25 protein-coding genes and 1 pseudogene are annotated in these 25,838 nt (G+C 45.3%); 22 read left to right on the top strand and 4 right to left on the bottom strand.

Features of this window, described 5'->3' with window-relative positions; all coding sequences use genetic code 11:
- Positions 1–166 precede the first annotated feature (166 nt).
- Positions 167–1,090 (top strand): hypothetical protein, encoded by a 924-nt coding sequence (locus AB6D58_RS06300; protein WP_029235256.1) that lies wholly within the window; start codon positions 167–169, stop codon positions 1,088–1,090.
- A gap of 104 nt (positions 1,091–1,194) precedes the next feature.
- Here AB6D58_RS06300 and AB6D58_RS06305 read toward each other — a convergent pair whose 3' ends face one another.
- Positions 1,195–1,629, bottom strand: a complete 435-nt coding sequence (locus tag AB6D58_RS06305; RefSeq protein ID WP_004730224.1) for a YccF domain-containing protein — start codon at positions 1,627–1,629, stop codon at positions 1,195–1,197.
- 247 nt (positions 1,630–1,876) lie between these two features.
- Here AB6D58_RS06305 and AB6D58_RS06310 point away from each other — a divergent pair, with 247 nt between their 5' ends.
- Positions 1,877–2,002 carry a hypothetical protein gene (locus AB6D58_RS06310; protein ID WP_017060906.1) on the top strand — a complete coding sequence of 42 codons (126 nt, stop codon included), beginning with the start codon at positions 1,877–1,879 and terminating at the stop codon, positions 2,000–2,002.
- Between the two features lie 82 nt (positions 2,003–2,084).
- Here AB6D58_RS06310 and AB6D58_RS06315 read toward each other — a convergent pair whose 3' ends face one another.
- Entirely contained in the window at positions 2,085–3,161 is a 1,077-nt protein-coding gene (locus AB6D58_RS06315) for a low specificity L-threonine aldolase (RefSeq protein ID WP_372156780.1), read from the bottom strand.
- A gap of 306 nt (positions 3,162–3,467) precedes the next feature.
- On the opposite strand from AB6D58_RS06315, the gene AB6D58_RS06320 reads away from it, so the two are divergent.
- From AB6D58_RS06320 to AB6D58_RS06330, 3 genes are all read left to right on the top strand, one after another.
- Entirely contained in the window at positions 3,468–4,085 is a 618-nt protein-coding gene (locus AB6D58_RS06320; RefSeq protein WP_010428887.1) for an NAD(P)H-dependent oxidoreductase, read from the top strand.
- Complete coding sequence (locus AB6D58_RS06325; RefSeq protein ID WP_372156781.1) at positions 4,085–6,010, top strand: monovalent cation:proton antiporter-2 (CPA2) family protein; 1,926 nt, start codon at positions 4,085–4,087, stop codon at positions 6,008–6,010. The genes AB6D58_RS06320 and AB6D58_RS06325 overlap by 1 nt, the downstream gene beginning before the upstream one ends.
- A 538-nt stretch (positions 6,011–6,548) precedes the next feature.
- Positions 6,549–7,775, top strand: a complete 1,227-nt coding sequence (locus AB6D58_RS06330) for a DUF819 domain-containing protein (protein WP_372156783.1) — start codon at positions 6,549–6,551, stop codon at positions 7,773–7,775.
- A gap of 128 nt (positions 7,776–7,903) precedes the next feature.
- Here the strand turns inward: AB6D58_RS06330 and AB6D58_RS06335 are convergent.
- Positions 7,904–8,044 (bottom strand): annotated as a pseudogene (locus AB6D58_RS06335) (L-threonine 3-dehydrogenase); the annotation flags it as partial.
- Between the two features lie 371 nt (positions 8,045–8,415).
- A complete protein-coding gene (locus tag AB6D58_RS06340) occupies positions 8,416–9,153 on the bottom strand; it encodes a KilA-N domain-containing protein (protein ID WP_229647744.1) in 738 nt (245 codons plus the stop codon).
- Between the two features lie 518 nt (positions 9,154–9,671).
- Here AB6D58_RS06340 and AB6D58_RS06345 point away from each other — a divergent pair.
- From AB6D58_RS06345 to traF, 17 genes are all read left to right on the top strand, one after another.
- Positions 9,672–10,952 carry a hypothetical protein gene (locus AB6D58_RS06345; RefSeq protein WP_016800282.1) on the top strand — a complete coding sequence of 427 codons (1,281 nt, stop codon included), beginning with the start codon at positions 9,672–9,674 and terminating at the stop codon, positions 10,950–10,952.
- 178 nt (positions 10,953–11,130) lie between these two features.
- Complete coding sequence (locus AB6D58_RS06350; RefSeq protein ID WP_016800281.1) at positions 11,131–12,705, top strand: EAL domain-containing protein; 1,575 nt, start codon at positions 11,131–11,133, stop codon at positions 12,703–12,705.
- A 716-nt stretch (positions 12,706–13,421) separates the two neighbouring features.
- Positions 13,422–13,793 carry a hypothetical protein gene (locus AB6D58_RS06355; protein ID WP_017061840.1) on the top strand — a complete coding sequence of 124 codons (372 nt, stop codon included), beginning with the start codon at positions 13,422–13,424 and terminating at the stop codon, positions 13,791–13,793.
- Between the two features lie 174 nt (positions 13,794–13,967).
- Positions 13,968–14,270: a type IV conjugative transfer system pilin TraA gene (locus AB6D58_RS06360; protein WP_016800279.1), complete on the top strand. Its 303-nt coding sequence runs from the start codon at positions 13,968–13,970 to the stop codon at positions 14,268–14,270.
- A gap of 41 nt (positions 14,271–14,311) precedes the next feature.
- A complete protein-coding gene (traL, locus tag AB6D58_RS06365) occupies positions 14,312–14,617 on the top strand; it encodes a type IV conjugative transfer system protein TraL (RefSeq protein WP_016800278.1) in 306 nt (101 codons plus the stop codon).
- Positions 14,617–15,177 carry a type IV conjugative transfer system protein TraE gene (traE, locus tag AB6D58_RS06370; RefSeq protein WP_016800277.1) on the top strand — a complete coding sequence of 187 codons (561 nt, stop codon included), beginning with the start codon at positions 14,617–14,619 and terminating at the stop codon, positions 15,175–15,177. The genes traL and traE overlap by 1 nt, the downstream gene beginning before the upstream one ends.
- The gene (traK, locus tag AB6D58_RS06375; protein ID WP_016800276.1) at positions 15,174–15,899 is read left to right on the top strand and encodes a type-F conjugative transfer system secretin TraK; all 726 of its coding nucleotides are present in this window, start codon (positions 15,174–15,176) and stop codon (positions 15,897–15,899) included. The genes traE and traK overlap by 4 nt, the downstream gene beginning before the upstream one ends.
- The gene (locus AB6D58_RS06380; RefSeq protein ID WP_017061841.1) at positions 15,896–17,308 is read left to right on the top strand and encodes a TraB/VirB10 family protein; all 1,413 of its coding nucleotides are present in this window, start codon (positions 15,896–15,898) and stop codon (positions 17,306–17,308) included. Before traK ends, AB6D58_RS06380 begins: the two co-directional genes overlap by 4 nt.
- Positions 17,309–17,319: 11 nt before the next feature.
- Positions 17,320–17,700, top strand: coding sequence for a type IV conjugative transfer system lipoprotein TraV (gene traV / locus AB6D58_RS06385; protein WP_016800273.1), 381 nt, complete (start codon positions 17,320–17,322; stop codon positions 17,698–17,700).
- A gap of 4 nt (positions 17,701–17,704) precedes the next feature.
- Positions 17,705–20,248, top strand: coding sequence for a type IV secretion system protein TraC (gene traC / locus AB6D58_RS06390; protein WP_016800272.1), 2,544 nt, complete (start codon positions 17,705–17,707; stop codon positions 20,246–20,248).
- Positions 20,245–20,592: a TrbI F-type domain-containing protein gene (locus AB6D58_RS06395; RefSeq protein ID WP_016800271.1), complete on the top strand. Its 348-nt coding sequence runs from the start codon at positions 20,245–20,247 to the stop codon at positions 20,590–20,592. Before traC ends, AB6D58_RS06395 begins: the two co-directional genes overlap by 4 nt.
- 4 nt (positions 20,593–20,596) lie before the next feature.
- Entirely contained in the window at positions 20,597–21,319 is a 723-nt protein-coding gene (traW, locus tag AB6D58_RS06400; protein WP_017061842.1) for a type-F conjugative transfer system protein TraW, read from the top strand.
- Positions 21,316–22,332 carry a conjugal transfer pilus assembly protein TraU gene (traU, locus tag AB6D58_RS06405; RefSeq protein WP_029222902.1) on the top strand — a complete coding sequence of 339 codons (1,017 nt, stop codon included), beginning with the start codon at positions 21,316–21,318 and terminating at the stop codon, positions 22,330–22,332. The genes traW and traU overlap by 4 nt, the downstream gene beginning before the upstream one ends.
- 12 nt (positions 22,333–22,344) lie before the next feature.
- On the top strand, positions 22,345–23,031 hold the full coding sequence (trbC, locus tag AB6D58_RS06410) for a type-F conjugative transfer system pilin assembly protein TrbC (RefSeq protein ID WP_016800267.1): 687 nt from the start codon (positions 22,345–22,347) through the stop codon (positions 23,029–23,031).
- Complete coding sequence (gene traN / locus AB6D58_RS06415) at positions 23,028–24,788, top strand: type-F conjugative transfer system mating-pair stabilization protein TraN (RefSeq protein ID WP_102561068.1); 1,761 nt, start codon at positions 23,028–23,030, stop codon at positions 24,786–24,788. The genes trbC and traN overlap by 4 nt, the downstream gene beginning before the upstream one ends.
- A 24-nt stretch (positions 24,789–24,812) precedes the next feature.
- Positions 24,813–25,016 carry a hypothetical protein gene (locus tag AB6D58_RS06420; RefSeq protein ID WP_016799995.1) on the top strand — a complete coding sequence of 68 codons (204 nt, stop codon included), beginning with the start codon at positions 24,813–24,815 and terminating at the stop codon, positions 25,014–25,016.
- Positions 25,017–25,028: 12 nt separating this feature from the next.
- The gene (gene traF, locus AB6D58_RS06425; RefSeq protein ID WP_170962716.1) at positions 25,029–25,838 is read left to right on the top strand and encodes a type-F conjugative transfer system pilin assembly protein TraF; all 810 of its coding nucleotides are present in this window, start codon (positions 25,029–25,031) and stop codon (positions 25,836–25,838) included.

The raw sequence follows: 25,838 nt of genomic DNA on the forward strand, positions 1-25,838 counted from the left end.
GACAAACGGGCTCACCTACTGAGCCCGTTTTCTTTACCTGCCATATGTTATTCAAGTCTCTGTTTTGAATAGCCACTGATTAAGATAAATCTCTTTAAAAGTCGCATTGTCATAACTGCTTAGTTATAGTCAAACTATTGATACATAGAATGACAAACAGGTTCCATTGAGTCGTTGGATAGTTAACTCCTCATTATTAGCATCGCTCGTTTCCCACTCTGCCTTCGCGGAGGAACAGGATGAGTGTCACAGCCAACCGTTAGAAGACACGCGCGTCGAAAAAGCTTACCACTACCTAAACAGCAAGTTTTGTCAGCCCGCAATATGGTTCGATAACTTCTTTGTGGATGACCGTATTACCGAGGACGCCAGAGCCGGAACCTCTGTACGTTGGTATAATGATTTCATCTATTCTGAGGGCGGTGACGTGGATTATTCCACCAAGCTCAACGCACGCCTGCATTTACCCTTTGTCAGCAAAAGGCTTAAGCTAATCTACGAGTCTGTTGGCGATGAAGAATTCTTAGACTTCTTCCCACAAGATTCTGAAGAGTTAGAAAATGCACTTGGCCTTCGTTATGACGCCTATGCCAAGGGTTACAGTAGTTTCAATATCAAAGCGACATTACGCCCAAGAATAGAGGCTCGCTATCGTTTTACCTACCCGCTCACCACAGATGCAGTATTCCGGCTAACCCAACGTGTGTATCAAGAAAAACAAGAGACTGGTGAGATCACCGACATCGACTTTGATCTTTCTTTAAGTGATGATTTCTTGGCTCGATGGTCAAGCTTTGCAGGATATAACGACGACCTTAAAGGTTGGAACTATGGTACAGGGCTAACCTTGTATCACTACCTTGCCCAAGACCAAGCACTTCAATATAGCGCCACGATTAATGCAACGGATGAGCCTCATAATCATTACGAATACGCTCAGGTTTCGGTTACCTACCGACAAAACGTATGGAAAGAGTGGCTGTTCTACGAACTCATCCCTCGTTATCAATGGGAACGAGAACCTCATGAGAAACACACCGAAGAAGCCAACATCACCCTTAGGCTTGAAGTCTTGTTCAACAATGTCTAGTGAGTGTTTGTGAGATTGGGGCATCGTTAGATAGAAAACGAGGCACAAAAAAGCACATCATGTGATGTGCTTTTTCAGTTCTATATAAGGCTTAAACTGTAGTCTTAACCCTTGTAGTTTCTTACTCGTGCCGCTTCTGCTTCACGCTTGTCGACAACGGTTTTACCGATTGGCGCCAATGAGATAACCGCGAGCTTAAGGTGCTGAATCGCAAACGGAATACCTATAATAGTAATGAAACACGCTACTGCTGACATGATGTGACCAATCGCCAACCAGATCCCCGCAAATAAGAACCAAATAACGTTACCAATCACACCTAGCGGGCTCGTGCCGATGTCCATTTCATTGGTTAGCTCATCACGCGAAATCGCTTCCTGACCAAATGGGAAGAATGAGAAGTTACCCATAACAAAACATGCTCTACCCCATGGAATACCAACGATGGTTAGGAATGCGAGCAGTCCGAAGAACCACCAAGCTAGTCCCATAAATACGCCACCGAACAGAAACCAAATGATGTTTCCTATTGTTTTCATTCTGTATTCTCCAAATCTTTGAATGCTATTGATTTAATATGCCGAGTAAGGCAATGATTGTTGTAATAGGTTCATTATTGTTGAACCTTTATGAACCGTTTATGAATCACTTACATTTTATGTGATTGATATACACCACGGTTCTCTAAATCTACATAGGGCTAAACCCATTTATTTGATACCATACACTTAGATTTTTAGTACCAAAAAGCTAAACAGACTCAACAACGAATTTAAGGCCGAATTTATGAATAACACTGAGCAACCTAAAAAGAAAATGAAAAACTGGGTGCCAATCGTCTTCTTCGGACTTCTCAGCACTGTTCCAGTGTTCATGTTCTTAGTTGATGTGTACATCAACCAGTATATGTAACAGAGCCGGACATCCTAGCTATATAAATGGATATAAGAACCCTTTCCTGTATCCATTTCAGTTCCAATTAGATCAGTTCTTCTTAAGCCAGCTCTTCGCTAATAAAATCTAGAATGTCTATCAGCTCATGATCAGGCAAATTTAGTAGGTTATCCCCTACATACCATTCAATCTTACATTGGTTTGGCAACTCACTGATCGCTGGGTTTCCTATCCAAATCTTGTGTTTCTTCGCTATGTTATCTCTCACAATAATGCCGTCTTCATAGCTCACAGGTAAATATAGGTGAAGCATGTTGACCTGCGGTTGCTGCGGATTAACAGTGAACTGAGGATAGTCTAATAAGATTTGGTAGATCTGTTTTGTTCGCTCAAACAGTGATGGCATCAACTCTAATCGCTCATCAAACTGCATTGCTGCTGAAACCACATAAGGCGTTCGGTGATAAACATTGCCACCTTGGCGCTTCATCCACGCAGATGCTTTCGCTACAAAGGCTTTATCGCCCAACAATAACGAACCACCAAGGCCATTGAGACCTTTGTACAGCGAAACATAAGCACTATCGAAGCCCTGAGCAATCTCGCTGTATGACTTTTGGTAATAGGCGCCGCATTCCCACAAACGCGCACCATCCATATGAAGGTGAATCGATTGCTCTTTGCAGTACTGTTTAATCGCCTCAAGCTCTTCCCATTCGGGTAACTGCCCACCAATTTCTCGCATCGGCAGTTCATATAATGCGGCTCCGATTTCATCAGGCCATGCCTTTAAGTCATCGACATTCCAAGTGCGGAATACGTTACCGACAGGAAGAACACTAAAACGATTTTGAAGCTGATACCCTTGGCGTTCATGGCGCATAATATGACTCGATTCATGCATCGCCACTACTGGGTTTCTTCTCTCTTGGCACGCAATTTCTAGTGCAGTCGGTTGATTCATGGTGCCCGTAATAACAAACACAGCCGCTTCATAACCGAGCAGATCTGCCACTTTCTTTTCAAAACTCTCAATAAACTCGCCATCACCGTAGCTATCGTGAGTAACATTATTTGTTTCACACCAGTGAGCCATCTGAGCGAATGTTTGTGCCGGAGTTGGTTCTAAGTGACCAGAAAGCAAAAAATCACATTGTTGACGCAGATCTGTACTCATACTCTTTCCTTTATTCGTTATCATTGTATGAAAAGTTGTCGAATGGTTTCGTTCTAACGTTAAGGTGACATAAAGTAAAAATGTTAGCTTTTATTATTAACGAATATTTAGTTTTACAAGCTCATATCCTTTCGAAGTATTGAATTGTATAAACAATACAGTGCCTTAAAACAAGGTAAACTATACGAAATGAGATAATGAAAAAACAATCACTATTAGCTAATTCGTTGTTCTTCAAGCATTCTTCTATTATTGTATATCTATAATCTCAATAGGTATTATTCGTTTATATACAAAGAGGGCTATATGTCGAAAAATCGAGTTTTAGTGCTATTCGCACACCCTTCTCAACATCGTTCTGAAGCAAACAAACCGTTATTTGAGCAAGCAAAACGCGTTGACGGTGTCACGTGCGTCGACCTCTATGCCGAATATCCAACGTTCAAGATCAGCATCGATCGTGAGCAAAAACGCCTATTGGACCATGACATCATCATTTTTCAGTTCCCCTTATATTGGTACTCCACACCGGCAATTCTCAAAGAGTGGCAAGATCTCGTTCTAGAGTATGGCTTCGCCTATGGAACCGATGGCAACGAGTTACAAGGTAAGAGCTTACTGTGTTGCATCACTGCTGGCGGTAAAAAGGATGCTTACCAAAGTGATGGCTACAACCACTTCACTATTCGAGAACTGCTTCACCCAATTGAACAAACCGCGTCTTTATGTGGGATGAACTATCTTGCGCCTTTTGCGCTTTTTGGATCTCGTACCGCTTTAGAAGAAAACCGTATTCAACAACATGTCGATAGCTACAGAACGCTTTTACAGGCCTTGGTTGCAGGTGATATCAACATCAAAAGAGCCAACAAGGCAGAAAAGTTGAACCATATTGTGGAAGAATTGATGGCAGAGGTTAAATAATGACGGGATACTTTCTACAAGCATTTATCTATTTAATTGCAGCCGTGATTGCGGTCCCTATTGCCAAAAGACTTGGACTTGGATCAGTTCTCGGCTACTTAATCGCTGGCGTTGTGATTGGTCCCATCATTGGATTGGTTGGCGAAGAGACAACAACCATCCAGCACTTTGCCGAGTTCGGTGTAGTGATGATGCTGTTCTTAGTCGGGCTTGAACTTGAACCTAAGATGCTATGGGCGATGAGAAACCGATTGATGGGACTTGGTGGCCTTCAAGTTGGTGGTACGACCGCTATCGTGATGGGAATTGCACAGTTCTTTGGGCAGCCTTGGACGATCGCACTGACTATCGGTTTGATCTTCGCACTGTCATCTACCGCGATTGTACTCCAAACCTTTAACGAAAAAGGGCTATCCAAAACAGAAGGCGGAAAGAACGCTTTCTCAGTCCTACTGTTCCAAGATATTGCCGTCATTCCTATGTTGGCATTTATCCCTCTATTTTCCTTGCCAGAATTAATTGAAGCTGCACAAAGCGCGGTTGCTTCGGCTTCTGATCACCATGAAGAGTTAAGCCTCGTCGCTGGCCTACCCGGTTGGGCTTATGGCCTTGTGATCACAGCATCTATTGCGATTGTTGTGGTCGGCGGACACTTCTTGAGTCGTCCATTGTTCCGCTTCGTGGCAAGCTCAGGCCTGCGTGAAATCTTTACTGCAACCGCACTGATGTTGGTGATTGGCATTGCTGCACTGATGAGCCTAGTCGGCCTATCTCCGGCTTTGGGTACCTTCCTTGCGGGTGTGGTTTTAGCGAACAGTGAATTCCGCCACGAACTTGAGTCCAATATCGACCCGTTTAAAGGGCTGCTACTTGGCTTGTTCTTCATCACCGTAGGTGCAGGCATTAACTTTGATGTTCTATTCAACGACTTTGGTTTGATCATTGGCCTCACCCTTGGCGTTATGCTTCTTAAAGCCTTGGTGCTATTTACGTTGGCATTGATATTCAAAATCAAAAACAGTGACCGTTGGCTGTTTACACTGAGCTTGGCGCAAGCCGGTGAGTTTGGTTTTGTACTACTAAGCTTCTCAGCTCAAAACCACGTATTACCTGCTGACATCGTCCAAACATTGTCGCTGGTTGTGGCACTTTCAATGTTCCTAACACCAGGGCTGTTCATTCTATTTGATAAAGTGATTCTTCCTCGTTACGAACAAAAATCTAACGACCGCGAAGAAGATACCATAGAAGAGAAAGGCACCGTAATCATTGCGGGCATTGGTCGATTCGGTCAAATCGTTAACCGCTTGTTGGTGTCGAACGATGTCAATACGGTGGTTCTGGATCACCAAGCGAACCAAGTAGACTTGCTGCGCTCTATCAATATCAAATCTTACTTTGGTGATGCGACTCGTCACGACTTATTGCATACCGCCGGAATCGAAGAAGCCGCGATGCTAGTAGTGGCAATCGACAACCAAGACTCAAGCGTTGAATTAGTGAAATACGTTAAACACACCTACCCTAAAGTGAAAGTCTTAGCGCGTGCATTCGACCGAGGTCATAGTTATCGCCTAAGAGAAGCGGGGGCAGACTTTGTTGAATCAGAGACCTACCATTCTGCTCTTGAAATGGGCGCTGAAGCCTTGCGTTCTTTGGGTCATCACCCATTCTTCGTCGAGCAGCAAAAATCGACTTATCAACGCGTTGAGAGCCGTAAGTCTGAAAAGCTTTATCAAGCTTGGTCTGAAGCCGAAGAAAATCCACGCTACGACAATAACTACCGACAGATCTTCATTCACCTGGAAGAAGCGATGAAAGAAGACATGAAAAAAGACCGTTCAGACAAGCATTCTCGCTCCGAACGTGGCTGGACACCACCGCCAAAAGGTTATGCAGACGGCTTTGAGGAAGAGGAGTCCTAAGCAAGTTCTAGCTAACCATTCTCTATACCAATTCATAAAGCGGCTCTCATGCCGCTTTTTCTTTGCCCATACCTTTACCTACAGCTCGAACAGGGCACCGGCTAACTAGGTAGAGCGTGCTAAACTCGGCGATCTTTAGGATTTATGTGATCTACCCATTATTTTTAATTTCTCATCGCTCTGTAAAAATGAATTCAATTTTTACATTGTTGAAACATTCCTCGACATATAAACCATACAAGTCGAATGGCTATTGTGCGGAAAGTTTAACCAACTCAATCTATAGCTAATGCATAACGTCCATTTTCTATGGTTTTAGTTACATTGCATATATCGAACTCCAGCTTACAACCGGCCACATAAGCATTCACCACCCAAATAAATGAGACATCACACTTACAAATTCTACTCGTAAAAATTAACATAAATATTTCAAAGTATGTCTATCGTTACAATTTGTAACGAATCGTGCTTATCGGTATAGTCCTGCACTTCAAAAAGTGAGGCGTTTGCGCCCACCTCAAAGGAGATAATAATAATGATTACTAATGATGCTGTAATAATGGGCATGTTAGCTGTAATTCTTGGCGCCGTTTTCATTTCTGAAAATAGCCAAAATAGCGCTTTGAAAAAATTCTACTCGTTCGTTCCGGGTCTATTGCTTTGTTACTTTGTTCCCTCTTTATTAAACAGCTTCGGCATAATCGATGCTTCGAATTCTAAACTGTACTTTGTTGCAAGCCGTTACTTACTTCCGAGTGCACTCGTTCTACTGATCATCTCTGCAGATCTGCGCAAGATCTTTGGACTAGGTTCAAAAGCCGTCATCATGTTCCTAACCGGTACTGTCGGTATTATCATTGGCGGCCCATTGGCTATCTTGATCATCGACCAAATAAATCCTGGCCTTGTATCGGGTGATGTATGGCGTGGTCTAACAACGGTGGCAGGTTCTTGGATTGGCGGTGGTGCAAACCAAGCTGCAATGAAAGAAGTATTTGAAGTTGACGATCAGTTGTTCTCTGCGATGATTACTGTGGACGTAATCTGTGCCAATATTTGGATGGCAATATTGCTTATCATGGCAGGTCGTCAGAAGAAGATTGATGCATGGTTAAAAGCCGATACTTCATCTATCGAAGACCTAAAAGAAACCGTATCTAAGTACCAAGAAGAAAACGCGCGTCCGACGACGACAACGGATCTAATGAAGATCACTGCGATTGCGTTTGGCCTTACGGGCTTAGCACACTTCTTTAGCGACATTATCGCACCATGGATCTCAACTAATGCTCCTGAACTGGCGCAATACAGCCTGACTTCTGGATTCTTCTGGTTAATCGTAATGGTGACTACGTTTGCACTCATTGCTTCATGCTTCAAATCAACACGCAGCCTTGAGCACAGTGGCGCATCTAAAGTGGGCTCTGCATTCATCTACATCCTAGTTGCCACTATTGGTATGCAGATGGATATCACAGCTATCTTGGATAACCCAGGCTACTTCTTCATCGGTATCACTTGGTTAACCATCCACGCGATTATCATGATTTTGATGGCAAAGCTAATCCGTGCACCACTGTTCTTCATGGCAGTAGGTAGCCAAGCTAACGTCGGCGGTGCTGCATCGGCTCCTATCGTAGCGGCAGCGTTCCACCCAGCATTAGCTCCAGTAGGTATTCTAATGGCTGTACTTGGTTACGCACTCGGTACATACGGCGCTTACATCTGTGGCCTAATCATGCAGGCTGCTGCATTGGGTTAACAACTCATTGCTGTAAAAAATGGGCAACTGAACCTTGATCATATCGCCCATTTTCTTGAGTTCCGAGATGTAAAAAAGGCGACAGTAAAAACTGTCGCCTTTCTAATATCTTGTTACTCAGCTAAAGCTTATTCCCAATCAAGAATTACTTTACCTGACATACCAGAGCGCATCATGTCGAAGCCTTTCTGGAAGTCGTCCACTTTGTAGTGGTGAGTAATGATTGGTGTTAGATCTAGGCCTGATTGGATTAGTGAAGCCATTATATACAATGGCGAATTAAGTCATTTAAAAACAAAAGCTTAAAAAAAATCAAAATTGACAATGGCGACAAAATGGCGACATATTTTGAGCTATCAGATAAAAACCAGAAACCTAAAAAATAAGGTTCCCGCTAATCCGCGATGAACCTTTTGTCTATGTTCGATTTAGTGGCTTTCAGTAAATATACGCACGTATCGACATCAGATAACTTTGATTGCCCATACTATTTAGTTGATTGGTTAAAGTTATACATTAACGATTGCTTTAATGCCGCTTCTAACCAACCATAAGAATTACAGTCTCTATGCGTTATTTATAGTAGATTTCAAGTAACTCATCACTCTCCCATTGAGTTACTAAATATTAGTAATACTTATCACAAAATATGTCTTGTTAGCGCACTATGATTTCGACTTAACGCCATTACATCATCTACCAACTTCTCGATTTGCTTTTGCTGCATTTGCATTCGGCCTTGAAAGCTTTGGTATTCACTTTCATCCACTAATGCTAGGTCGTGTTCTCGCGCTTGCTGCTTAAGTAACTGCAGTTCTGGGGTTTGACTACGCAATTCATTTTCTAAGTCTTGTTTAAGTACTCTTTTTGCCAATGCATGTTCAAAGCCATGCTCTTGTGACCAAGCATTAGTATTGAATACAGAATTGTAGTGCACATGTACAATTTGCGTTGTTACGTTTTTCGCCTTGGCCAGTTCAAAGAATAAGTCGTTTAAGGAGAGGTCTTGTGGAACGGTTGGAATAGGAAATGCTGGATCTTGGTTTGTTGTCATACTGTCAAAAGCACGAATGACATTAAGATGGAACTTTGGACTAATCCACATTGCGTATGAGTAGACCAATTCTTTGCATACCCACGTCCCTGCACTGTTGCCGCCACGTTTAGTTTTTACAGCAAAGTGAGAATTAGTATTTTGGTCAAAGTAAGAATTCTTACTTTGCTCAATTTCTTCAATTATGTCTTGAGTTTGCTTGTTCTTAAGAAAATGAACAGGCTTATGATTTTGATGCCCACCACTCACTTTATGTAGATCATTTAATGAGTACAAGTCATCTAGCACGCGGATATCTTTTGAAAAGATTGTTAAATTTGGCATGGTTGCCTCCTTGGGGATGATCTTTAAATCACCACACAAAGGGACTAATCTTCGGGTGGTGAGCTGAACAAGGTTAGTCCTACCGCTCCCAAGGTTACGGCCAGCCGAAGCTGCCTCGCCCAGCCCACCATAATGCTGATAGTACGTTTTATAAGTAAAACGACTATGTTCAGGTGTGCTGAAGCTGCACATAAAAAACCAGCAAAAGCTAGCGTCTATGCGCCTTGGGTGTATATTGCGGGGGACTAATCCCGACACTGGATTTTGCCAGTGCCGTTACAGATTAACGATGTGGAAGATCGGTGTCAAACGTTTAATAACGTTGCATATTGTATAGAGCGCGGTTCTTATAATCAGTTTGCCTCACCTATGAACGTAGACAGAATCGAGACAAAAACAACTCCAGAGCACACACGCAGTTCCAGAGTCACACTAAATTATTAACTAATTTAGATTCATTTTATTTGTAACTATTGTAATTTTAGCCACCCATACAAATACGAATGATAATAATTATCATGAATTGTTTAAAGAAAATAATAGTTTCCTCATTTTTCCTCTCACCAATACATTGTTATTCTACAGAAATTATAGGGGAAGCTTTTCAATCGAATGACTCTTACGAAAATAAGATTAGAGATAAAAAATCGTTAGAGTTAGAAGCCCCTGACTGTACTGGCAACTCCTCTTGGATTGATTACCCTTCCTTACCTCAAGAGCCTACAGAAACGAGTAAATCCGATATTAATTGCAGTTTTATGCAGTTTGCATGGCAATCTTTTGCTTATTATACCAGTGACAAGACACCGGATTTATTCTTGAATATGATGCCGAAAGACAGAATATTTAAAGAGATACCCGATAGTTGGGACAATAAAGGTGATCAAGGATTAGTACAAAGTGAGATCCTTCAAGCCGGCTCTAATTTCCCATTGAACGATCAAGAAGGCAATCCGGTCTTCTATCAACAAAGTGTCAATAAAAAATTCTACAATGACATCGTCAAACACGGATTAAACAATAGCCAATGTGTCGCCGATATTGACAGTGGGAAAACACCGTTTGAAATATCCCCAGGCTCCACTGAAGTAAAAACCTCATGGAAATTAATATCTAATAACGACAACCCTGAAAAATTTTTCACTATTCATAGAGATGTTGAGATCGACGGGGCAGTAAGGAGTAATGTTCTAATGGGCTTGGTCGGGATTCATGTAGTGCGAAAAACAAGGAATCATCCTGAATTCATTTGGACCACATTTGAACACAAGGAAAACGCTCCTGATTGTGCTGATGTTCCTAACCTATCAAATTTTGAAAAATCAGGTAAATGGACATTTTTCAACCCAATGTCCTTTCAGAAAGTGAATACTTACTTCCCTGGTAAACCTACTCAAGTCTGTAGAGAAACACCCTATGGGGTTGGTGTTTTAACGAAAACTGAAGTAGCTAAAGATATAAAAGCGCTTAACGAGGCAATGTCAGATTATTACCAATCACGTAAATCTGTTTGGTCTAACTACTTCCTTGTGGGCACATCTTGGACAGTCTCAAACGAGAGTGATTTAAATAAAGGAGAGGTGCCTCCCTCTTGGAAAAATGAAATAGGGGGTTCGAAGTTATTATCAAACAGTACAATGGAGACCTATGTCCAAAACCCTCAATGGTTTGCTTTAGTGCATCCTAAAGAAGATAGGGGCTGTTTTGCTTGTCATAAATATGACCCTTTAACAAAGAAAGCCTTACATTTAAGCCATATGTTTAATGCGGCCCAAGATTACGGTCAGTGTTTTCTTTAAGGCTTGATTTAGAACCTAAAAATTGAAACTTCCTAACAAAGAGTGATCGGCTTTCCACTTTTATGATCTTACCCTTTCAGATTAAAAGGTTTTATAGAAATTAACGTTAATTAAACCGCATAATAACATTTCACAGCTCAACACAATTCGTTGGATTTATAATTATAAAGAGTTAAGTATGCGCTCCAGACACCCTTGGTTAGACCGCTTATTCAGTCCCCACCCTCAATGGGTCTATAAGACTGGTGTTATGTTATTGGCCCTGTTGTTTAGCTTATTGGCTTCATTAGCAACCAGTCTTTATCAAGTTCATAATGAAATTAAGCATGACGTCGACTACCTCGATCAAATCGTTTCTGTTGCGATTAAATATGGGCTTGAAAAACCCATTCTTTCTGAAGCCAGCGTCGCTAGCGGTGAATGCTCCACTGACACTATAGAGCAGTTAGAGAAGCTTTATGTGTCGCATCTACTTATGTCGATACCCATCGTTAATCTTGATAAGCAGAAACCTTATACCTATTGCTCTCCTTTCGGCGTTGAGCAATTTGAACAACGTAATTTTAAGAACTTACTCAGTACACAATTAAAAGGGGAAATGTGGCGTTTAGCGATTTATTCTCTCTCCACAACCCCAAAACATCCCCCCTATTTATACGGTTCGAATGGACAATATGGCTTCCTCTTTCCATTACGCACGGAATACCTTTTCCTTGAAAATGATTTAGACCATCAACGCTCTATTCGTTTATCTTTACCAAAAGAAAATTACACTATCCTTGAAATAGGCAGTTTGCCCAATGCTGATCGCCTGTACTCGAACTCAGTTGCTTCAAACTATCTTCCTCTTACCTTTGAATCCTCCGTCTCTGCCTCACGAGTGCTTTCGAAGTTTAAGCAAAACTTGTGGCCGGTCACCACTTTACTCTTTATGATTTCACTCACCATTCTTTGGTTATGTGTTTCCTATTGGCACGCAAAAAAAGAAATTGCTCTTCAAAAAGCGGTTCGAGACGCCCAGTTTTTCCCCTATTATCAACCCATTGTAGACGCACAAACAGGTAAAATGCTCGGTGTCGAAGCTTTACTCCGATGGCTTCCCTCTGATGGCCGCGTCATAGAACCAAGCAAGTTCATCCATTATCTAGAGCAAAGTGGGGATATCATTCCAACAACAGAAAATCTCATTACAACCATTTACCGCGACTTATCGTCTTTGATGAGTCAAAACGCTGAGTTTTATTGCAGTGTCAACATCACTCCTCTGCACCTACAAAATGACGATTTTTACCACTATTTAAAGCGGTTTCAGCACGACTACTCAAAACTGACGCTTGAATTGACAGAACGCCAACCGATTGAAAATTTGGCGTTTGCCAGTCAGCGCCTCGCCTTACTCAAAACATTAGGACTTAAAATAAGCCTTGATGATGCAGGTACCGGTTATGGCGGAAACTCCTATTTGCATTATTTCGATATTGACACTATCAAAATAGACAAAATGTTTACACGCTCCATTGATGAAGGAAAATCCGCTGTTCTCGATGGGTATATTAAAATGGCTAAGCAGTTAGAAATGAATCTAGTAGCGGAAGGGGTTGAAAATAAGCTTGAAGCTAACGGGCTTTTATTAAGAGGCGTCTTTCAACATCAAGGTTACTATTACGCTAAACCTATGTCGATTGAAGATCTCCATCGCTGGGCTTTAGATTATGGTTATACTCACGAGCGGGTTAGTGAGGCGCTCAGCTAAAAACATCACGGAGCTTACCTTAGTCAACAACGAAAAGATGCTCTTACTAATACTCGTGGTTTAGCCTATTTGAGTCCATAAAACGAACACGTCGGGAGTAAAGAAGATAACCACACTCTTTGCTCATTTGTGGCATCACTTACTTAAAGTGGTCCACCAAGGTCCCCTTGTGGGATAACGAACCATTCCCGCCTTACACATCAGAACATGTACGTCAGAAAACCCTTTTGGCCCGTTCTTTCACGATAGGTCGAAAACCAAGTCCCTTGTGCGTTGCTGATGCTTTCAAACATTGTCATCCCCATTGATGTTGATTCATACTGACTACGTTGATATCGCAGTCTTTGAGATCAAAGTCGAAAAACACATTCGTCGGCTTTTTATTCCATCTGCATACCAACACCCGCATCACCGTAAGAGTGGCTGCCTTCACTATTGCAAAAAGCGCCGCAGATGGGCGCAGGCCTGCGTAATATGCCTAAAAAGTTCAGGAGCCTTACCTGGGGCGACGTCCAAGGCTGTTTTTCTACTCAATTAAGCACGCTGGTTGAGTGGTTCAACAGAGTTACTTGGGAATACCAGACACCACATCCTTTGGGTGTGCGCATTCTACTACAAGAATGCACAAGCCAGTTTGTAGCACGGCTCTTGAGAGAGAGCCCATTGTTTTGTTCTTTTAAAAGAGCAAAACAATGTCCTTAAAAGGAGTTTGAATAATGCAAATTGTATACGGATATTGTCGTAAAAATGAGGCGGGGAATTTATTGGACCGCTTTGTTAAACAAGGGGATTTTGTCAGCTTCAAAGAACTGGGCTCGGTCGGGCGTGAATACATGGCATTTGCTGCTTTGTTGCCTTTTACTGACCGCCTCCCCTTTCCTTTCTATTGGAAGGGCGTTCATTTCGTTTCGGTTCAAAAACACACCCAATCAGTCCGTCAACTCACACCACCACCATCAAAAAATGCTCGCAAAAAACATTATCGTAAACTCAAGAACACGATCATGACCCCTCAAAATTGGAAACAACACGTCTGTCGCAATCGCGGTTTGAAGTCTGTAAACGCTTCCTTGTTGCCTTTAATGTAATCGAGAAGAACCATGGGGCTCAACGGCAACACCTTCACTCATGCGGCCCAAAGCATTCCCCAAAATATGGGGAACTAACAACGTCCATTTTTCAACCCACCAGATGCACGACACCCCTTTTGATAAAAGCGGTGCGATGTCGTGCCTCTTTTATTTACATTTAAAGGTAACCACATGAAAGATAAAACCTCACGCTTCAACCTTCCTCTTACGTATTGGCGTCACTTTTGTACGCTACTGGCCGTCTACTTTGCCTGTGCGTCACCCGCTTACGCCGATGACCTTTTTGCCAGTGGTAAAGATACCGTGACCAACACGGTAGGGACGGGGTCTTCTGGCGAGTTCTACATTCTGGTGGCAGGCCTGATTGGCGGCATCATCGTGGGCATCATGCAAAAGAACTGGGTGGGTGGCATCATCGGCTTTTTCGTTGGCGTGGTGTTCTGGGAAGTTGGTAAAGGGTTTGTAGGCTTATAAACCACATAAGGAGAGCGCGAAACTATTCGCCCTATTTCACTATGGATCATCAAGACAAACAAACCCTCTTCGCTTTTCCAAACTACTTACAAACCGACGTCAAAATAGTCGGATTTCCAATCGATGAAATACTCCCTTCTATCTTGTTGTTTTTGATGTTGTTCAACATCAATCGGTTGGTCGCGGTCGCCGTGTGTATCGGCTTTTTCCTCACCATTCGCAGCTTAAAAGTCCGACACGGCCCCAAATTCATCATTCACTTCATCCACTGGTATGGGGATGACACAGCGAATAAAACCATTTTTAAACGCACGCCCCCCGCCACAAAAAAATATTGGATTTACTGATGCTCAATGAACATAACGGCGAGGCGCTTAAAGCGGCTCGCTTTATCAATTACGTCCTCACCGCGGTGGTGTTGATCACCGCCTTAGGAACCGCTGGGTTGAGTTTTGCTTTATTAAGCCAAAACCAAGCGGAAAAGCGCACCTTCGTGCCACCTCATATCGACCGAGCGTTTACGATCTCAAGCGATGCGGTTGATGAAGCGTATCTTTCTATGATGGCCGATTGGTGGATACACCTAAAATTTAATGTCACGCCCTCTAACGTTAAACGTCAATTCAACTTACTCATTACCTACGTGCCGCCTAAATACTGGAGTGGCTTACAAGACAAGTTGATGCGAGAAGCCGAATTTATCATCGAGAACGACGTCACCAGTTTTTTTGAAGTTGACACGCTGTCTATCAACCTGAATGAAATGAAAATACGGGTCAAAGGCACGCTCAACAAAACCATCGCGGGGCGCACACTTGACCCTGAGCCCGTGACGTATCTACTCCAAGCCGATTACTCAAGTGGCTTGATTGAACTTCACACCATCGCCCAAGAGATACCGTTATGAAAATACGCTTGATTTATGCTTTTTTTGGTTTGTTGTTACCCATCATGAGCCACGCCCATACGATTGACGCAAAGACCTACTATTTTGAGCAAAATGATACCATTGTGTTGCCCTTATCCTCGGTCAACACCAACCGTTTAGTAGTGAAAGACGACAAGATATTAAACCTTCATTGCCCTAGAGGGTTTTGTCTCGCTAAAGCCAATCAACGAGACCAATCGGGCTCTATTACCGTCAAACTCAACATCGCCTTGCCTTTTACCGCGCACGTCACCACAGAGAAAGGTCAAAATTTCTCGCTTTTTATCAACCCTAAAGCCGTCCCTGCGGTGGTGAATGAGTTTATTCCGCTTCGCTCTACTGCAGAGAAAAGTGTCTTTGAAAAAGATCTCGAATACCCTTTGGCCTTGGGGCAACTCACCAAACAAATGATACATTGGCAGCGTTCAAAGACGCCTATCCCAGGGTTTCGTGTCCATCCGATTGACCCCGAAACCCTCCCCAAAGACACGTCGCCACTGGCCATTATTCCGCAGACCCTTTTTGTAGGCCGCCCCTTCTCAGGGCTTATTTATCAAGTTAAAAACCAATCCAATGACACCGTCACTCTGACCGAAGCGCAATTTTACAGTTACGCCAGTCGGAGCGCCTCACTTGACCGTTATACCTTACCCCCAGGTGAATCTACACATCTGTACATCATCACAGGAGGTCGCGAATGAAACGATTGAAACAGTGGCTTTTTAGAGAGTCAGACTTAGAGGATGGAGTGCTCGCCAATGACCAAAGTAAGCAGCGTAACCAAATACTCAGCCTGTTAGCCGTTGCGCTCTTAGTCGCAGTTTTTTTTGCGTTTAAAGCCTTTAAACAACCTCGAACCTCGCTAGATACTGCGAAAGAAGTCGTTGAGTCAGCCCCCAATTTTGGGGAAATCATTACTGATGATTTTACCGACAAAGACAACCGCTCAGCCTTGACCTTACAAGGTCAAGACATTGAAGACGTCAAAGAAAAGATGGAAAACCTCAATCGAGACGTCGATCGTTTGATGACGAGCAACGAAAATACGATTTCGCAAATGAAGAAAGAGAACGAGATCTTACGCGAGGAATTACGCCAACATCAAGAAGCGCAGCGCACCATCGCCTTGCCATCAACCCAATCGCTATCCTCAAAGGAAGCCGGTCACCTCACCGTCATGGGAGAGCCTGCGCCGTTTGGCTCGCGCCCACTTCCTCCCAAACCTTTACCCTCTTACGCCACCAATGATCTGCAAAAAGAGAGCTTTCAATACAGCAAAGCCGATAAGGCCTCGTTTGATGACCAAGGGCAAGCGTTTGACTCGTTTGATTTTTTTTGGACAGCCTCCTCAGAGTCAGCGTACCAACGAACCGTCGACAATTACGTCCCGTCGGGCACCTTTGTGACCGCCAAAATCACCGGTGGCGCCGATGCCAATGCCGGGGCGTTCGGCCAAAGTGATACCGCCCCCATCGTGTTTCAAACCGTGCATGAAGGCGTGTTGCCCAATGGAGAAAAGAGCCACCTCAAAGACTGCACCATCATTGGGAGCGTGTACGGTGACCTTTCTTCCAATCGCGGCGTGGCGCGCACTCACACCCTCAGCTGCATTCGGGACGGTCGAATTTTAGATATCCCCGTTCAAGGCACCGTCTTTAACTTTGGGCGCAATGGCATCCGTGGCACCTCGATTTTACGTAACGGCAAAATCGTCCAAATGGCGGGGATCTCAGGCATCTTAACAGGACTGGGTGAGACCGGGGCGGGCTTGGCCAGCACCACCTCAACCTCAGCGCTTGGCTCAACGTCGAGCCTCAACAGCAAGGATGTGGGATTAAGTTTATTGGGCAATGCCACCTCGGACGTGGGGAGTAAGCTTTCGGATTACTACATTGCCTTAGCCGAGTTATATCACCCCTTCATCGAAATCAATCCAGGGGGCATCGTGAATATCGTCTTTACGAAAGGGTTCCCTCTGGATGATGAGGAAGCGATCAAACGCTATGTTGATCATCAGACAAAAGAGCAAGAGCAAGCAAAACCAGACACCCTTTTAGAAACCATCACACTCAACCCTCTCGCGGCAGAAGTTAACCAACAATTAAATTAAGGTCGGCTTTTATGACTATCAAACTTTTCACAGCGCTGCTTATTAGCCTACTAGCAGGTTGCTCTGCGGGCTTTCAAGATGAATTTAGTTGCCAAAAAATCGGCGGTATACCCGGCTGCGCCAGCATGGATGACATTCGCAACATCTCGACACACCCAACAACACAACAAGTCGCCGAGGCTAACGTCCTGGCTTCCCACCCTTTTGCCTTACTGCCAAGACGCACCCGTGAAGGCCATCCTATTCGAACCCAAGACACGGTTAGGAAGGTGGTGATTTTTCCCTTTACTTCGGATGACACCACCACTTACCTCGACACAATGGATATTTACATTGTGTTAGACGAGTCTACCTGGACAGGTCGCCCTGTTCAGGCTATCAAGAAGGATTAACGCCATGGGCGTCTCAAAAGATTTAAAGGGTTTTTATCAAGAAGCCAAACGTGAATATAACCACCTTCATTCTGAACTGCCTTACCGCACTTTTGATGCGCAGCACAGCCTCTTTCATAACAAAAAGGGCGTAGGATTTGGATTCAAATTGAGCGTCTTAACGGGGGCGAATGACGACATGGTGGAGGCATTTAACCGTCTCATCATGGATTTACCGCCTGGCCATAAATGGGATTACCATTTTTCCATGATGGGCCACAACCACGTGAGTCATTTGATTGAGCAAAATACCGCCTTGAAATCCGCTCGTGCGGGTATTTGCAGTGAATTAGCAAAACAAGAAGCCGATTACGCCAACTTTGCGGCTCACCACGGCTTTTTTCATCGTCAGAAGCATTACTTTGACATCAAAGATTACAGCGCGTGGTTGTTTGTCTCCAGTACGGACGATGTTGATAGTGTGTTGGATTGCAAAGAGGCGCTCACCACGACTTTATCCCAAATTGGACTGGAGCTCACGCCGCTTACCCCCGAAGGCTTAATCAACTACGTCGAAGGCATTCTCAATTTTGACCCCACACAAACCGCCCCTCGCGGATCTGACTACGCACCAGAAGCGTTGATCTACAAACAAGTCCTCTCTCCTGATACCGAGTTTTTAACTCGCCGACATTACACCGACGTTCGCTTTAGTAACCGCCAACATCAAACGGTGACCTCGCGGATCATTTCATTGGGTTTACGCAGTACACCTCGAACTTTCCGCCTTTACGCCTTGCCCGATTGTTTTGCGTCCTTAAAGAGCGTGGCCAAAAATGTGCAATGTCCACACCTCATGACCCTCAATTTTCGCCATCAAGAATCGGGCAGTTTTGCGACCAAAAATGGCGGACGCATTGGAGAGCTGGAAAAAACACTCAAGTCCCCGATGGCATTTTTCTTCCCTCAAGCGAAGAAAGAGCAGAGCGAACGCGAGCAAATTCGAGATGAAATGTCGGATGGCATCAACAGCATGGCATACATGCACCTGACGCTGACGTTATTTACCAACAAAAAATCCGAGCGACTGCATCGCACTACTGCCATTAACGCCTTTCGCTCTGGCGGGATTGATTTACAAACCGTCTCGATGCTGCAAAGCCAAGCGCTCATGACGACCTTACCGTTCATGATGACCGATGGGTTTTGGGCCGATTGCGACCGTGCTGGACGCATTCAAACCGTAAAAACCGGCAATGTGGCCAACCTCTTGCCTCTTGTGATGGACGTAAAGAATTTCAGTGGCGGCATGATGCTTCCCACCATGCGCCAACAAGCCTTTTGGTTTAATCCGTTTAATTGTGGCTCAGATAACTACAACATCGCCCTGACCGGAGGCTCCGGGGCAGGAAAATCCTTCTTTGTGCAAAAGCTCGCCGAAACCCTCTTTGCCATGAACGGTAAAATCTGGGCGTTAGATAAAGGAAAGAGCTTTAAAAAGCTCACCTTGATGCTTGGCGGCCGCTACATGACGGCTGAGAAGATTTACCTCAATCCATTCACTCATCTGGAACGCATTGCCATGGGGGATGACTATACCGATGAAAAAGGCGAACAGGTCAACCCTCTCAAGGAAACGCTGCACACCATCACCGGACTCTTTGCGACCATGGCCTGCCCCACACACGAAATGGGAGATTTTGAAAAATCGGTCCTCGGTGATTGCATCATTGCGGCTTGGCAGGCACACAAAAGCGAGACGTTGGTTGACCATGTGCAAGAAGCGCTGTTTGCGGCGGCCGAAAAACAAGGCGGTGATCGCCGCCTTTCTGATATCGCCATGCAACTGAATAAATACCGCTCAGAGGGGATCTACGGTGACACCTTCAATAAACCGTCCATGCTGGATCCCAATGTCCACTTTACCACCATTGAACTCGACGGATTTCCCTCGGACATCATGCGACCGGTGATTTTTGCGCTGATGTCGAGCATCACTCAGCAGATGTACCTTTCAGGCTCTCGTTCAACGCCGAAGATGTGCATCATTGAAGAGGCGTGGTCTCTGATGGCTGGCTCTAATGCACAGGCACAAGAATTCATCAATACCGGTTATCGCACCGCCCGAAAATTTGGGGGTTCGTTTTGCACCGTGACGCAAGGGATTGAGGATTTTTACAGCACACCTGAAGCGCTCGCTGCGTTCAATAACTCCGACATTCACATCACTCTGCGTCAAGGCAGTGGATTGGCGAAATTCATCAAAGACAATCCTTCACACTTTTCACCCTATGAGCAATTTGTCATCAAGAGTTTTGAAAAGTCCTCCATCGCCGGTTACAGCTCTGTCATGCTAAAAACCGGTGATGTAACGACCTTTCATCGCTTGTTTGCCGATCCTTTTACTCGTGCGTGCCTTTCGACAGAGCCGCATGAGTTTGAGTACTGTGAAACCTTGATGAACCAAGGCGTCCCACTCATGGATGCGGTCAATCAAACCGCAGAGCATTTTTACGGACCAGAAATTGAGATCTTCAACACCCTCATCTATGGTAAGGAGGCCAAATGAAATCCATCCGTCACACACGTCTTGTCGGTGCCCTGTTTGCCATAGTGTTGATGATGTTCACGCTGATGGCCGTCAAGCTCAACACCGCCCCTCAAATCGTGGTCTTCGATATCGAACAAACGTTAGCGCAATATCAAGACCAACTCATTGAAGCCAACCTCAGCGATCAGGAGCACAGCGCGCAATTGGCGACCTTTGATACGGAACTCAGGCGGCTCTTGAAAGAATACGCGCAAGCGCACCATCTCGTGATTATCGTGCCAGGCGCGCTCATCAGCGGCGCACCGGATAGAACCACCGAGATCCAACATTACGTTATTGAGGCGCTTAAAAAGGAGTCATGATCTTATGATTGTTCACGGGCATTCATTCATCAAACCAACAGCACTCTCAAAGGTGCTCGGTCTCACTTTACTTGCCATCGCCCCCACCGCTCTTAGTCAACAATTTGGGCGTCAAGGCGAACTTTTCCCTATTGCAGAGGTAGACATGTTGCAATGGATTAACAGCAGATTGACACACTTAGAAGCCACGGGAGAAACCGCAAAGATGCAACAGCAGTTTGTGGAGAACGTAGAAAATAACGTGCGAAGACCCCCTCCCGTTAAAGGGTTGACCGCCACCACCGCGCCCAACACCTTTTACATCGACCCATCATTAAAGCTGGCCACCGATATCAAAGATGCACAAGGTAACCTCCTTTATGCTAAAGGCCTCGTCATCAACCCTTTTGATACCGACACTTGGCCAGTCGACATTCCCAAACAATCATTCGATTACTCGTATGTGATTGTCTTTCTTGATGGTGACGACCCAAGCCAGCGCGCTTGGGCTAAACAATACCGCGCAGATAAGCCGATAAAATGGACCCTCACCAACGGCAGTCCAGAAAACGTCGCCACGGAGTTTGACGCCCGAATTTATTTTGACCAACAAGGTCACTACAGCCGTCAATTTCAACTCTCACACATTCCCGCTCTGATTGAACAAGACGGAGCGCGGTGGAAGATCACAGAGATCGATGTGACGCCGTTCACCACCATAAACAAGAGTGCGACGAACACAAAATAAGGAGAAAGACCTTGAGATCCCATGGGTTATTACTGCTTGGTTTGTTCCTATTTCCTTGGCAAACCCAAGCTCAATCCGCCGCTTGTACGGGGCATTTCTTAAATCCATTGTCTGATATTTGTTGGGACTGCCTATTTCCTATGACACTGGGCAGTGTGCCTCTCATTAGCTCGACATACCCTGACACCGCCAACCCAAGCATGCCGATCTCCTATTGTCCTAAACCCCCGCCCATTTTTATGCAAATTGGCTTAAACATTGGGTATTGGGAGCCGTATTCCTTGGTGGACGTGACGCGAGTCCCTTATTGCATGGTCAACATGGGGATGCAGTTGAGTAATGACAATAGCCAACAAATAGGAGGCTCGCAGCACGACTCAAGCAGCAAAACCAGCGGCAATGCTTTTTATCACGTGCATTGGTACAAATATCCGGTGATTTACTGGCTACAACTGATGCAGTCGGCCGCCTGCATGGCCACGGATAATTTCGATGTGGCCTACCTCACCGAGCTTGACCCGTTTTGGGATGATGATGAGATGTCGTTCATTCTTAACCCCGAAGCCATTTTGTTTGGCCACCCCATCACGCAGCTCTCTTGCATCACCGAAGCCATGGCGACCACCACCGGGCGCGTTTTGCCTTTTGATGCGCTTTTTTGGTGTTTAGGCTCACAAGGCAGCGTCTACCCATTAACCGGTAATAGCGCTTACTCTCATACCGGCCCTCAAGTTGGCACACTGATGTTAGAGCGTTTTAATTTTAAAATGCACAGGCAAGGCATTGTGTGGGAAACCCGGGGCGAAGATGGCGCAATCTGTTACCAATGGCCAGAGCCTATCTTGCCGAAAAGTCGCTATCGCTATCAATTGTCGGCACCGATTGGTGATGCCGCTCATTGTTATCCCTATGGCACCACCTCGTCACTTTGGGAGCAAGGTAAAGACAACCCAACCACCGGCGGTAACTTTGGTTTTGTGAACTGGCGAAAACGTAATTGCGTATTTTTATAAGGAAATGAGACGATGTCATTTAGCCCAAGAGCCTCATGGCTGTTACTTATTCTGCTGGTTAGCCCTCTCTCAACAGCCGAGAAGGGTTACTCTCAAGAAGAGCTCAAAGCGCTTGCCAAGCAAGAGCAGACCATTGCAGCGCCAACCAATCACAGTGAACTGACCACCTTTCTTGAACGAGGTCAGCAACATAAGCAAGAAGCGTTGTCGATGAATCAACACCTCGATAACGTGTTGCAAGACTCGCCACTGGCGAGTGTTCTTGGGGTGCCTCAGGAAAATCCAAACAAAAAGGCGCAAGGTGTGATGGTGTTTGTGTCGCTTTCCATGCCAGATAACGCGCTTAGACAGCTACTCAAACAAAGTCAGCAATATCAGGTTCCTCTCGTGATACGTGGGGTACTGCCAGAAGGCATGGTACCGACAGCCTCTCGAATACTGAGTTTGTTAGAAGCGGACGACGAAGAAATGGCCATTGATAGCGGTTTTGCCATCAGTCCACAGTGGTTTCGTCAATTTAACATCACCCACGTCCCCGTGTTTGTGGCCATTGGAGAAGCGTGCAATGAAGCGTCTTGCCCGCAAAGTGATTACGACATGGTTCACGGCAACCTCTCCCTTCCTAACGCATTAACGATTTTAAGCCAAGGCGATGTAGGACACATCGCCAAACAAGTGCTCAATAGGAGTTCCCCTTGAATTCGCCCTTTTCACTACTTTTTGTTTTTCTCTCTTTCAGCGCTGCTCTCTTACTCTCCCTTCATACCCTTGCCGCCCCTCAAGAAAACACATTCTACGACAACGTGGAGTGGGCGAAAAACACCCCGAACGAGGCTTACAATGACTCAGAAATGACGCTTAACCTGTCAGACTTCTGCAGCGACAATAATCCAGGGTGTGAAAGCAAAATCCGACAGCCTGATGAAACCGGGATGACTGATGCACAAATCACAAACCAATCCACGTCGGAGTTTGGCAACAACGAACACGCTCAAGCGATACAAGAGGGGTTTGACAATAATAGTGTCACCATTGACCCAAACGATGATACGTATCGATTCGCCACCCTTGGCATTGAGAACGCCTATGAAATCAGTCATGGTCAGTCTAATCAGTACGTGGATTGTGACAACGCCACGCAATGCGTCATTGATAACATCGCAAAGCAATGCTACCGACCAACTCACAACCCGGTCCCGTGTGACAAAGTCCCCGTCGCCTCCGTGAGCCTTAGTGAAGTGATCTACCGCTGCCCATCCGGCTGGACAAAGCAAGGGGATAATTGCCAACGCCCTCTCTCACAATGCCGACACGATAATCACAATTACGTGAGGCAAACGGGGGGAACAAGAGGGTTTACAGGGTCAGATACCACGTATTTCTGGGATGGGAAGGTTGTCTCTCCCAACCAAGGCTACACGCTTGGCGATTTAAAACAGACCGACCACATTGTCTGGAAAAGTAACGAATCCTGGTATAAACGCTACCAGATTTGTCGCCCCACCACACAAACGAAAAAAGTCACCTTGAGCTGCTCAAACGGATTCTCCTTATCCGGAGGGAACTGCATCAAGAACAACATTACTTGGCGAACAGAATGCAACCTGATGAACTCATGCAAGATCACTCGCCAGCAATGCATTGAAGGTCGAGCCACCCGCATCATTAATGGCATACCGACCACGCTTGATTGCTGGAAGTATCGGGTTGAGCACCAATGCACTCGACCCAATACGTGCAACGTCCTGCCCGCCGATTGCACCACGACGTCAACCCATTGCAGCCTCCAGCAAAACGGTGTGTGCATTGAGGAGAAAGTCAATAAATCCTGCCCACAGCGGCGCTGCAGTGCCACCCAATTAATCTGTGGAGAAGAGAGCTTTTGTCTGGATGGCGATTGCTTTGAAGCCATGGCGACCACTTCAAACCGCTTTAATGAAAGCACCTCAGCCTTAGCCGCGCTCGCAGAAGCCGCTGACGGTATGGGTAACCCACCGAAGATATTTACAGGCAAAGGCATGAAGTGCACAGACGCCGCTTTTGGTTTTGCCGACTGCTGTAAAGACGGCGGTTGGGGCACGAGTATTGGCATAGCCCAATGCAATGATGAAGAGAAAGCGCTCGGTCAAGCCAAAGAGCAAGGCATTACGATAGCCCTTGGCCGTTATTGCGCAGAAAAGGTCTTAGGCGCGTGTATCCGGGAAAAGAAGACCTACTGCGTCTTTGATAGCAAATTGGCGCGCATCATCCAAGAGCAAGGCTCGAAAGGTCAACTTGGCATCAGTCTGGGAACCGCCAAACACCCCATTTGCGGCGCCCTTACCCCCGAGCAGCTTCAAGACATAGATTTTGAACGCCTCGACTTTTCGGACTTCTACGACGACATGCACGGCAACACCAACCTGCCTTCGGCCACAGAAATCCAAGAGCGATTACACAGCGCTTATCGCCATTAACTTAATCAATGATGAGGACATGATATGGATCCCCTACTCCCTTTACTTGTGGCCACCCTGTCGACAACCGGGTTTGCCATCACCCTTATTCGGCATCTTCTGTTCAAACGAAAACTCCATCAGCTCAAGCAAGAAATGATGAGGCACCAACAACAGCGTGGCATTGATGAAGCACTTTGGACGTTATTTCACACGCGCACCCACAAGATGCTGAGTTTCTGGCAATAATGAGGTCACACCATGAAGGACTTATCCACAAAAACGGTGAACAACTCAATTAACCGATTAACAATCAAACCCCTACCGTTAATGTTGTTGGCTTTATTGGCCTTTCACAGTATCGCCGATGAGCCCCCCAAGGGGTGGCGCTGGTATAACGAGACCAAAGCGCCCAAAGTCCCTCCCAAAGAGGAGGAGAGCCTCCCCCCCAACAGCGTCTCTACCGTGATGAGCGCCACCGAGCAGATGCAATGGTTCCACCGCGCGTTTGATGAAGCGTTAAACGATGCCACCATTAACCCAACCGATGAAGAGAAAAATCTAAAATTGATGAAGCTGAAAAAATTCATCGATGGCAAGACCACGCAAACGGGCATGACCTTCAAAAAGCTCATCAACGAACACCCCGAATACTCGTACACCAAAGACCGCCCCACAGAGCAAGCCGCAAGAGCGACGTACTATCAAGGTATCCAACTCAAAAACGAAGCCACTGTGCGTCAATTGGTACAAGAAGGTTGGGGCCTCTACTTCATCTACGAAGGGCAAGACGCCTTATCTCAAACCCTAGCACCCTCAATCCAAGACTTTGCCCACCGGTACCACATCGAACTGGTCGGGATCAGCAAAGACGGTCAGACCTTTGAGACGATTAATGAAAACCGTATTGATAAGACAGGGCGTGTACAGGTGCGCTACACACCGGCTTTAATGCTGGCCAATATCCACACCAAAGCACTCAAGCCCCTCGCCTACGGCTTCATTTCACAAAAAGACTTGCTCTCTCGCTTTCACAACGTCGCGACCAATTACCAAGACAGCGACTTTTAA

The sequence above is a fragment of the Vibrio sp. 10N.239.312.D08 genome (genome assembly GCF_041466145.1).
Taxonomy (GTDB): Bacteria; Pseudomonadota; Gammaproteobacteria; order Enterobacterales; family Vibrionaceae; genus Vibrio; species Vibrio crassostreae_C.